General features: G+C 39.5%; 8 protein-coding genes and 1 pseudogene. 5 read left to right on the top strand and 4 right to left on the bottom strand.

All coding sequences use genetic code 11. The annotated features are described in order from the left end of the window. Nucleotides 1-469 precede the first annotated feature (469 nt). Nucleotides 470-1771, top strand: a complete 1302-nt coding sequence (locus BM073_RS17875) for an APC family permease (RefSeq protein ID WP_245756462.1) — start codon at nucleotides 470-472, stop codon at nucleotides 1769-1771. A 186-nt stretch (nucleotides 1772-1957) separates the two neighbouring features. On the opposite strand, the gene BM073_RS17870 is transcribed toward BM073_RS17875, so the two are convergent. The 4 genes from BM073_RS17870 to BM073_RS17855 all read right to left on the bottom strand — a co-directional run bounded on the left by BM073_RS17870 (nucleotide 1958) and on the right by BM073_RS17855 (nucleotide 5654). Continuing rightward, nucleotides 1958-2623 (bottom strand): hypothetical protein, encoded by a 666-nt coding sequence (locus BM073_RS17870; protein ID WP_139217529.1) that lies wholly within the window; start codon nucleotides 2621-2623, stop codon nucleotides 1958-1960. Between the two features lie 213 nt (nucleotides 2624-2836). Next, nucleotides 2837-3772: an STING domain-containing protein gene (locus tag BM073_RS17865; RefSeq protein ID WP_091655702.1), complete on the bottom strand. Its 936-nt coding sequence runs from the start codon at nucleotides 3770-3772 to the stop codon at nucleotides 2837-2839. 3 nt (nucleotides 3773-3775) lie between these two features. Then, the gene (locus BM073_RS17860; protein WP_139217528.1) at nucleotides 3776-4597 is read right to left on the bottom strand and encodes a hypothetical protein; all 822 of its coding nucleotides are present in this window, start codon (nucleotides 4595-4597) and stop codon (nucleotides 3776-3778) included. A 529-nt stretch (nucleotides 4598-5126) separates the two neighbouring features. Then, entirely contained in the window at nucleotides 5127-5654 is a 528-nt protein-coding gene (locus BM073_RS17855) for a hypothetical protein (RefSeq protein ID WP_091655700.1), read from the bottom strand. 392 nt (nucleotides 5655-6046) lie between these two features. On the opposite strand from BM073_RS17855, the gene BM073_RS17850 reads away from it, so the two are divergent. The 4 genes and pseudogenes from BM073_RS17850 to BM073_RS17835 all read left to right on the top strand — a co-directional run. Beyond that, a complete protein-coding gene (locus BM073_RS17850; protein ID WP_091655699.1) occupies nucleotides 6047-6922 on the top strand; it encodes a cation diffusion facilitator family transporter in 876 nt (291 codons plus the stop codon). Nucleotides 6923-7182: 260 nt separating this feature from the next. Further along, nucleotides 7183-9450, top strand: coding sequence for a beta-glucosidase BglX (bglX, locus tag BM073_RS17845; RefSeq protein WP_091655698.1), 2268 nt, complete (start codon nucleotides 7183-7185; stop codon nucleotides 9448-9450). Between the two features lie 698 nt (nucleotides 9451-10148). Continuing rightward, nucleotides 10149-11054 (top strand): ABC transporter substrate-binding protein, encoded by a 906-nt coding sequence (locus BM073_RS17840; RefSeq protein WP_091655704.1) that lies wholly within the window; start codon nucleotides 10149-10151, stop codon nucleotides 11052-11054. A gap of 177 nt (nucleotides 11055-11231) precedes the next feature. After that, nucleotides 11232-11485 (top strand): annotated as a pseudogene (locus BM073_RS17835) (transposase); the annotation flags it as partial.

The following is an 11485-nucleotide window of genomic DNA, read 5'->3' as shown; positions in this document are numbered from 1 at the left end:
AAGGAAAGAAAAACTACTCGGGGGCATCGAGCCCCCAAGTAGTTTGCCCAAGAGAAGAACCTCTGGCTCATATATGCCCGATGGAATTTATAAATGAATGTTGAACCAAACGGTCAACGTTATTTAGGGATGTACACTGCCTACTTTTCAGACTTCTCATTTCATCTTTTAGACTTTCTTCGCCTCTTTTACTCTTTGCGGGAGATTAATTCTTAAACGCCAATATTTGAGACTTCGAACTTCATAATTCAGACTTGTTGAGACCGCTTCGTTCCTTGCGGTGACGACACTGCCTACTGCCACTGCCTACTTACTTTGCGGGAGATAAAAACCGCTGCGTCGCTGCGAGCTTAAGAACAACTGAAATCACTTTTTTCAAACTGCAACGAGCCTAGTATCCCAAAAGCATTTAATTCTTTCAACTTTCTGTTTATCTTCCCCATTCTGTTTTTCACCAAAAACTTTACTTGTGAGTCAAATCCCTTCCTCTGAAGAAACCCAAGAAAAATTACCGAGAAACCTAGGACTTTGGGGTGTATGGATGCTGGTTGTCAATGGCCTGATTGGAGCTGGCATTTTTGGTCTTCCCAGCGGGGCAGCTGCTTTTGCAGGAGAATACAGCGTTTGGATTTATGCATTCTGTGCCCTTTTGATGCTTCCAATCATTCTCTGCTTTGCTGAGTTGGGGAGCTACTTTAGAGGAACTGGAGGACCAATCAAATACGGAACTCTGGCCTTCGGCAAGTTCGTAGGTTTTCAGGGAGGATGGTTGTATTACCTAGCCCGATTAATCTCCTTCGCCGCCAATACAGTTTTATTGACAGACAGCATAGCCTATTTTTTCCCCATAGCCGGGGAAGGAAGCGGGAGATTGATTTCCCTAGCGGTGACTTGCCTGGGTTTAAGCCTGATCAATGTGCTGGGTTCCTTGGAGTCTATCCGAACCATGACCCTATTCACGGTGATCAAATTTGCCGTGCTGATAGGCTTAATCTTCGGAGGCTTTACCATGCTTGGAGCAGATGTGATTCCCAGATTCAACTCTCCCCTACCTGCAGGTTCAGATTTAGGAAAGGCCGCATTACTCTTGATCTATGCATTTGTAGGATTTGAGGGGGCTGTGGTGCCGGCGGGAGAAGCCAAAAGGCCCGAGCGTGATATGCCTTTGGGATTGCTTTTAGGTTTGGGAATCGTGGCCATTTTGTATATGCTGATTCAATTGGTTTCCCAAGCTGCTATTCCGGATTTGGCCAGTTCCACCACTCCCCTTTTAGATGCCTCTTCTGCCTTATTCGGGGAAATTGGAGCAGTGATCTTAATGATTGGCGTGGCAACTTCCGTGATAGCCAACCTAATCAGTTCCATGTTTTCTGCAACCCGGGTAACCTATGCCCTATCGCTGGAAAACTCCCTACCTGCTTGGTTTGGGCAGGTTCATAGCAAATACCTCACTCCTTCCAATTCCGTGATCTTTTTTGGCATTTCTGCCTTTGCTTTAGCTGCTATGGGTTCCTTTACCTTCTTGGCGGCTTTGACAGTATTAGCAAGACTCTTTCTATTTGGAATGAGTTGTGCGGCAGTACCTGTTCTTAGACCCAGATTCAAAGGACCCGGTAGATTTATCTTAAAAGGAGGAAAGCTAATTCCTGTTTTAGGAATACTTGCCTGTATCTGGCTGATGTTCCAAGTCAGCTGGACCTCCGTATGGATGACCGCCATGTTTGTAGCAATCGGAACCGGATTGTATTGGGTTGGGAGAAAAGAAAAGTAAGGGAGAAATTATTTTTAGACTAATGCCTAAGAAGCTTTCGAATTAAGGATAACTAAAGGCCTTTAATAGTTTTTAAACTTTTCAGGAGTTTGAGCGAGGTGGAGAAAACAATTTAACGGACTTGGGTGGTATAGGCTCTATATGTGGCATGGAGAGCTTTTGCTCGACATGGACATATATACATTTTTAGCGGTCCGTTGCTTTTATTTTTTGTCCACTTGGCAAAATTTGGTTAAAGTCACCCTGTTTGGTAAAATACTCCAGTCCTAAAATTAATAACATTGAACTGATGAAAGATACCTTCTGCATTATGGCTAATAATCCCCAATTGCCTGACCCATATAAATATAAAGTATAGTAAAAAGTCAATAAGCAAATAATACAGGCGAGTTTAAATAAATGAAGCTTAGTCTTTACGATAAATACAGTAATATAAAATAAGCCAATTAAGAACAAAGTGCTTGATATTGTTACCATTATGTCGTGCAAGGGAGTTGCAATTAAAAATGTAAATAATATATTGAACGCACCCATAAGTTTTAAGGTGGTAGAAGCGTGTCCTGTAGCAATCTTTTTTGACATATTGATAAAAAAGATGCCATAACCAAGCGAATGGAATCCTATTCCAACAAGTGCCCAAATTCTGGACGTGTTCTCTGACCCATTTATCGTTTTTACTTCAAACAAGTTGCTAAAAAAATTTTCAGACCAGTCAAACCCTGTAGAATTTTGGTCAAGCAATGAGCCGCCAGGATAAACTAAGATTGCGATCACCATTAAAATCACAGAAATGACCAGGCATATCGAAACCGAATATTCCTTAATCACACGCTTAATTGTTAAACTTTTCATTTCCAGTTAACTTATTTATGGTTTGTCGCAAAGCTTTGTCTGTAATGACCGCTAACGTTTTAGGGCTTGGCGAAGGTGGCGATTTTCACCACAAATGTTGATGCGGAGTACCAAACTTTGATTAACCACAAATATGTCTGCGGAGCACTGAACCGCCACTTTTGCCAAACCCGTGTTGGCAGCTGGGCTTATTTGTTTTTCCGTCATTATAGTTTAGAATTCGTCAATAATTTCTACTGTCAACTGTGCAAAAGGGCTACTGTCAATTTGAAGTTGAAGAACCCTTCTAAAATTATTTAATTCTTTCTGTTCTATAACTTCCTGCATTTTGGTTCTTCCTTTATAACTCTTTTGCAGTATAAGTTCAATTGCATCATCCACTCCTGTTAGAGTGCTTGGCATATCATACATAATTGCTGTAGGAGCATTTTTAGGGTCAAGTTGAAACCATAGATGATGTTTCCTGAATTTCGCTTTCATATCATTAGCGAGAAAGCCGTTTCGTTTATAGAAAATTGCTGCTTTTTCTCTAATCATTCCTTTAAGGTCAGAGGGAATAACTACTTTCAACTTAAAGTCTGTGTATTCAATTCCATTGAACTCTAACTTTTCAGCTGTCTGAACACTTTCTACAAGGTCGGCAACAAAGTTTTTGTAATATCCAATTGCCAAAGCTGTCGTTGGATAAAGGCTCAAATGTCCTAAACTATAATGTTCTGAAATTTTTGCCTTGTATGCTTCACAAGCAGAAATTATTGAATCTTCTTTTTGCTTGTCAAAGCGGGGCATAAAAATCCCATTGAAGTCAGAAGGTAGTTTAACTCCTTCTTCCACTAATAGAAATGATTTATTGTGTCCCATAGCACCTAAGAAAAGAGACATTTCAAGGATTACATTATCTCGAGCTTCAATAACCAATTTGTCATTTGTAAGTGTTAAATCATCTGCGGTAGCTACGAAAACACCAAAGTCAAAATAGTTTGACATTCTTATTAAATTATCAAAAGTGCTACGATTTGGCTCCCAAACGTCTTTTTCTTGCCACAGAAAACAGTCAGCAATTGAAGATAAATTTGTTTTGACCCTTTCAGCAACCGAGTAACCTGCCGTTGATGAGCCAATAAATATTTTTGGTTTTAAATCAGTCATTAGCTAGTAATTTAATAAGATTCGTTTTACAGTTGGACTATTCAATTCCTTGGCGGTATCAATGATTAATGTATCCAAATCTTCTTTAATTTTTTTTATTTCTGGAACAACTTTGTCGTCTTCAAGTGGGTTTTCTGTTCCGTTCGGGCTTTTAACTTCCTTTCTGCGAGCTGGGTCATTAATTAAAATGTTCATTTTATCTGAAATCGATTTTGCAATCAGTAGTTCATTCCCCAAGTTGTAATTCAAATGATTGTCTTCAATTGAATGAACAATAGTTGTAAGATGAAAACTTGTTAAATCAATTTTGCTATCAGCGTCAGCTTTCAGATTTTTAAGTAGTCTAATTCCTTTTCTAGCACCGTCATTCGTTGTATCTCCTTTGTAATTGACGTTATTAATATGAGCAAATGGGTAGTCAAGAATTTTTCTCTTTACCGGAAATTCATAAAGGTAAATTCCTTTGTAGTGTTCGTCTTTTGTCTCGATATATTTCTTTGAGTGATACCAAAAGCAAAAAACAATATCTACTTTTCTATTGAGCGATTTATTAAAAATAGAAATCCCTTTTTTACCACTTGTATCAACTTCATCATAAATATTCTTCATTATTTTAGTTGACTGTGTTCTAAGTTCTAATATATCATCATCTGGATTTGATTCTGTATAATCACTGGAGTTTTCAACACCTGGTTGATTGTAGTGGTAGCGGTCAATAATTGTCAGTAGGTCAAAGTCACTATGGACTTTTATGTTCGTGTTTGTAATTACAGAACCCTGTGTTTTATAAGCTCTATTGAAATGTAGATTTAAATTGTCTTGCAAGTGCTTTTGAACCCTGTTTGCTGCATCATATGTTCGGTTGTTATACTTTTACTCTATTTTCCGCATTGATTCAGCAAGGTATTTTACATTTTCAGGTATTTCTCTAGAACTAAAGGTTTTAGAAAGAACAGATTCATTTAATTCTCTGTCAAACTTTCTGCTTTGAATGTTTTCTAGTCTTTTCGTGTAATTTATTGTCGCCATATTTTACTGATTCATTTTATTGGTTCGTGTCCCTCTAGCCTTGCTGCTAACATCTGCATATATCTAACTTCCCCTTTCCATGGCGTTTATATCCATTATCTCCGAAACCTTTAGGGACTCCAAAACTGCCTTTTAAGAATTTCAAGAGCTATTATACGACAGCAAACGACTGTAATCTGATAAATGGGATTGAGAATGGCTTTGGGATACATCAACTTAAAAAACCAATTTTCTGTGGACGAAAAACTTCTTACAAGAAAGTAAAAATCAAGATTAGTTCAAATAGCGGAGTGAAGAATTCCTAAAAATTATCGGCCGAAACGTCCTAGCACTCCGACTCATTAACTGAGATACCATTACTCATCCAACAGTCTTCGTAAATAGAGCAATAGCAGACTTCAATCTGGATTTTTCCTGCTCGGAGTAGATTGAGTAAATACGAAATAGATTTGGGATTTTGGATTTGTAATAATTGGATATCCTCCCCTACCATAATCACCTGACCTGGAAAAATGGAGGAATAGTTAAATTCAGATTGCAGAGAATCCGGAACATATTCCATCAAACTCTCAATTCCATCGACATTTTGCCCATTAATTGCTACCCTAACCCCCTTCACCAAAGCTGGGCCGACACCTTTGTTGATTAAATTGATTGCCAGGTAATCACTACCCCAAGAAGGTCCAAATGTTACATGAGGCCACACAGACATTTTTTGCTGGGTTTTCATCAAACTGGATTGGTAGAGGTAAACAAAAAGCGTCAAAAAACTAATTAAAACGGCCAAAGAGGCCATCAAGAGTTCTGGCTTCATATTCTTAAAAAAAGAAGTCTTGGATTGATTTTCTTCCATACCTATTATTTTGACTTTTAACTCAAAAAAACAAGACTCAAAATATTCAAAATCTGAATTTTATACCAAGATTTTAAAATAAAAATAGCATGAATACCTTTTACTATGATATCTAAACTCGCATGATAAATGATCAAATCCGTTGAATGAAGATCGATTTTTCGATTAACGCCCTGAAAGATCTCGGGGTACGAGGGGAATGAGTACCTTAAACATTTTGACAGACCATTCTTGCGAGCTTGAACCCTGAACAACCACTCTTTCAATTGCACAATTACTCAATTACTCGATTATTCATCCCCTAATAACTCAATAACCAATAACTAGCTCCCTCCTCCCAATTACACGATTACTGCACTCACAATAATTCCATTAATCACTACCTTCGCCCCATGGCTCGACAAAATCTGGCAATACGAACAGTGATTTTTAGTATGCTTGGCAATGCTGCGCTGGCAGTAATCAAGTTTTTTTCAGGTTTCTTCGGAAATTCTTTTGCCCTGATCGCTGATGCTATTGAATCTGTCGTGGATGTATTTGCCAGTATCCTGGTCCTGATAGGAATTCGATATGCCGCAAGACCAGCCGATGACAATCATCCCTATGGGCATGGAAAAGCAGAACCTTTAATCACTTTTTTGGTGGTTGGTTTTCTGATTGTTTCTGCCGCCACCATTGCCTACCAAGCTGTACAAAATATCCTCACCCCACATCCCAGCCCCAAATCATGGACTTTATGGGTACTGGGAGCTATTATCCTTTGGAAGGAAATATCCTTTCAGTTGGTGAATAACAGGAGCAAAAAACTCAAAAGCAGTTCCCTCAAAGCCGAAGCCTGGCATCATAGAAGTGATGCGATTACTTCCGTGGCTGCTTTTATAGGAATCTTGATTGCGATTTTTGGCGGTGAAGGATTTGAAGTTGCAGATGACTATGCAGCCCTGATTGCGGTAGCCTTTATTTTGTACAACTGCTACAATATCTTCCGACCTGCTTTGGGCGAGGTCATGGATGAGGATAATCATGAAGAATTAACAGAAACAATCCGAAGAATTGCTTCCCAAGTGCAGGGAGTCAATGGAACCGAGAAGTGCTACATCCGAAAAGCCGGCATGAAATATCATGTGGACCTGCATGCCAATGTGGACGGAAATCTGACCGTAAGAGAAGGGCATGATATCGCCCATCAGCTTCAGGATACTTTGAAAAGAGAAATACCTGAGTTAGGTCATGTTTTGATTCATATAGAGCCTTTCGAAATCTCCTGATGAATTTTTGATGTAGTTTATTCCTCTTGGTTTAGAGGCTATTCTATCCTATTTTCAAAATAAACTTCTAATTTTAAGCATATCCATTTTTCACCCGTGACCATTTTAAAAGGCTTAGAAATCGGCTTGAAGTACAATTACTGCAAGCTTCGGTCTTCGGTCTTTAAGCCCACTTATCAAAGAGAATTTGGCTTCTGATGAATTTTAGGATGAGAAGTAATTAATGTTTACCCCAATATTATTCTGAACCCAAGCTAGCTATGAAAAATATACCCTTCTTCCTTTTACTTGCTTTGATTTTTGCTTGCAACTCAGGCAGCAACTCAAGTTCCAGCTCTTCGGAAAGCCCTTATGAAGAGAAAATTGACAGTTTGCTGTCCATTATGACTTTGGAGGAGAAAATAGGTCAAATGAACCAGTACAATGGTTTCTGGGAAATAACTGGACCCACTCCCCAAGAAGGCGCTGCGGCCATGAAGTATGAAAATCTTCGAAAGGGTTTGGTAGGCTCCATGCTCAATGTGACTGGAGTGGAAGAAGTGAGAAAAGTACAAAAAATCGCAGTGGAAGAAAGTCGCTTAGGCATACCTCTGATTATAGGCTATGATATGATTCATGGATTTCAGACCATGAGTCCCATTCCTTTGGCAGAAGCTGCAAGTTGGGATATGGAGGCCATCCGTAGATCCTCCGAAATAGGTGCCAGAGAGGCTGCCGCTGCTGGGATCAACTGGACTTTTGCTCCCATGGTAGATATTGGCAGGGATGCACGTTGGGGAAGAGTGATGGAAGGTGCTGGAGAAGATCCTTATTTGGGTGGACAGATTGCCATTGCCCGAGTGAAAGGATATCAGGGAGAAGATCTTTCGGATCCTTTGACCTTGGCTGCCTGTGTGAAGCATTTTGCAGGGTATGGTTTTTCCGAAAGCGGTAGAGATTACAATTCGGTGGATGTAGGCACCTCAACTTTGTACAATATCATTTTACCTCCTTTCAAAGCTGCTTTGGATGCCGGGGCAAGAACATTTATGAATGCCTTCAATGATTTGAATGGAATTCCGGCCACCGGCAATGCTTTTTTACAAAGAGAAATACTCAAGGAAAAATGGGGATTTGATGGCTTTGTGGTTTCAGATTGGGGTTCTATCGCTGAGATGATTCCTCATGGATTTGCGATTGATAGTGCTGCTGCTGCCGCCTATGCTGTAACTGCGGGTTCGGATATGGACATGGAGTCTTATATCTATTTGAATGAATTAAAGAAGTTGGTCGAATCGGGAGAAGTTGATGAAAAACTGATAGATGACGCTGTTAGGAGAATTCTGAGAATCAAATACGAATTGGGCTTATTTGATGATCCCTACAAGTATTGCAATGATGAAAGAGAGAAGGAGATCATTGGAAGTGAAGAGCATATTCAGGGAGTATTGGAAATGGCCAAAAAATCCATTGTTCTGCTAAAAAATGAAGGGCAGATTCTTCCATTGAAAAAAGAGGGAATGCGAATCGCTGTGATTGGTGATCTCGCTGATGATAAGGATAGCCCGATTGGCAACTGGAGAGCAGAGGCAGTTAGCAATTCTGCTGTTTCGGTTTTAGAAGGCTTGCAAAACTATCCGGGAAACAGCTATCAATATGCGAAGGGAGCTGATTTGATCATTGGTCCTACGGCTTTTATCACGGAAGTAAAAATCAATACGGATGACAGAAGTGGTTTTGCGGAAGCAAAAAGAGTGGCTGCCAATGCGGATGTAGTGCTTTTGGTTTTGGGAGAAAATGGTTTTCAATCAGGGGAAGCAAGAAGTCGGTCTAATATTGGTTTGCCGGGACTGCAACAAGAGTTGATGGAGGAAATCCAAAAGGTTAACCCAAAATCAATATTGGTCAATATGAGTGGTCGTCCGCTGGATTTGAGTTGGGCTGATGCAAATATCCCTGCCATACTTCAGGTTTGGCATTTGGGAAGTCAAAGTGGCAATGCGATTTCACAAGTGCTTTTTGGAGACTATAATCCTTCCGGTAAGCTACCTATGTCATTCCCAAGATCTGTGGGACAGTTGCCCATTTATTACAACCAAAAAAGTACAGGAAGACCAACTCCTCCGGGAGGTGATGTGGTTTTCTGGTCCCATTATTCTGATATCAGCAATGATCCTTTATATCCTTTCGGACATGGTTTGAGCTATAGTAATTTTACCTATTCCGGCCTGAAAGTTTCCAATGAAGGAAGAAAAGTGACTGTTTCTGTAGATGTAAAAAATGAAAGTGAGCGACCGGGTGAAGAGGTGGTTCAGCTTTATATTCATGATATCGTAGCATCTGTGACCAGACCCAACAAGGAACTGAAGGCTTTTGAAAAAACACTGATTGAAGCAGGCCAGACTCGAACTATCACATTTGAATTGGATGAAAGTCATTTGGGTTTTTATGATAATCAGGGGAATTACATCGTAGAGCCAGGGGCTTTTGACATTTATGTAGGTGGAAGTTCGAATACCAGTCTTGGAACTCAGATTTCTATTCAGTAAATGGGGTTTACAAGAAATACAGTGGAAATAAAAAGAAATATGCCTGCGGCGAAATATTGGAATAGAAGATATTAAACAAGATATGCCTACGGCGAGATTGAAGACCATCTTTTCTTTGGAAATAGAAATTAAATTTAGGGAGAGATATACTCTAGATACAGCTCAGCTGAAAGGAAAATGAGGCACCATTAGTCCACATTCAATATCGGCCGTCCCTGTGGGACTCTTTCAATTTATTATTATCAACTTAAGATTTCCAGAGATTAAAATCTCTGGCTATAAAATCGATTGTTGCTTCGCGACTTTCGGTAAATCATTGGAGATTACTAGTTCCAAATAATCCCGAAGGGATCTAAGCTAGGTAGTGAAAAGTCACAGCTTATTTCTACCATGCCGTAGGTATGCAGAAGAAAAATCTCAGCAATTCCAGAAAAACAAGGAAGGGTATGAAAGCGATTTTTAAAACAAAGTTGTTTTCATGAAAAAGTATAAATCCCTCACTTGGATTAGTGTCTTTTTCCCCGTTTGGAAATGTAAATTCAGTTTAGGGATAATAACATATTCATTTAATAAAAGTCCTTTTCTTCTCTCCATTTCTTTGGGTTTTTTCAAACCTTTTTGAAAGGCAGTGCTTTTAGTTTTAGGTTCACTTTATTGTGGATCTTTTTTTATTCCCAAAACCTAAAAGAATTTTCAATATGAGGAAAATCAACCTTGTACTCGACTGGACTCCAAACATCAATCATATCGGCTTTTTTGTTGCCCAAAATCAAGGCTTTTTTAAGGAATATGATTTGGATGTGAATTTGATCAGTCCTTCTGAAGACAATTATGCGCTCACTCCTGCCAAAAAGGTGGAATTAGGTAAAGCTGATCTGGCTCTTTGTCCCATGGAAAGCTTGATCAGCTATAGAACCAAGGAAAATAGCTTTCCCCTTTTAGGAATAGCTGCCATTTTTCAGGAGGACATGAGTGCTATTGCTGTTCGAAAAGACAGCCATATAAATTCCCCCAAGGATTTGGATGGAAAAGTTTACGCTTCTTATGAGGCAAAGTATGAAGATGCTATTGTCAAAGAAATGATCAAGAATGATGGTGGAAAAGGAGATTTGAAAATAAGCTATCCTGAAAAGTTAGGCATTTGGGACAGGCTGATTGAAGGAAATGCAGACTCAACCTGGATTTTTATGAATTGGGAAGGTGTAGTGGCAGCGAAAATGAATTATGAGTTTAATTATTTCAAAATGAGTGATTATGGTATCCCCTACTCCTATTCGCCTGTGATTGCGGGAAGCAGGGAGAAAATCGACTTGGAACCTGATCTCTATGCTAAATTTCTTCAAGCCAGCAAAAAGGGGTTTCTCTGGTCCAAAGAAAATCCGCAGGAAGCCATTGCCATTCTAAAAAATCACTTGGCTGAAAATGATGCCGATATAGATCTGATGAAATGCCTCAACTATTCAGCTCCTCATTTGGGCAATGAGGATTCTTGGGGAAAAATGGATTTGGATTCTGTGCAAACCTTTTTGGATTGGTTAAGAAGCAAAGGATTGGAAAAACAAGCATTTAAAAGCTCTGACTTGATTAGGGTTGACTTGGTTTAGTGTCAAGTGTCCGGTGTTAGATGTCCGGTGTTTGCTAGGGTTGAACTTCAATGTAATTTTTGAGCAACAGGCAAGGTCTTTGGTCTTCCTTCTCCCATCTTCGGTCTTCCGTCTCCCACCTTCTGACAATGCCTGAAAAAAGTTGACACATTTTGTTGGGACGATAAACCAAATAAGATGACAAAAAGATTTCAACTTAAAGCTCAGCGGATTTTCAGTGAGGATTTGCGTAGGCAGATTGTAGGTCAGATAGAACGGAAAGAGTTAACAGTTCTCCAGGCTGTTCGTGAATACGGAATAGGCGGAAAACAGACTGTATATACTTGGCTTTACAAATATTCGACTACCTTGAAGAAGGGGACAAGAATGGTTATGGAAAAAGACAGTCAGGACAATAGGGTTCAGGTATTAAAAGGTAGGATCAAGGAGCT

It is taken from the genome of Algoriphagus ornithinivorans (genome assembly GCF_900115305.1).
Lineage (GTDB): Bacteria > Bacteroidota > Bacteroidia > Cytophagales > Cyclobacteriaceae > Algoriphagus > Algoriphagus ornithinivorans.
The sequence above is the reverse complement of the archived record's forward strand: the minus strand, read 5'-3'. Positions and strand labels throughout refer to the sequence as shown.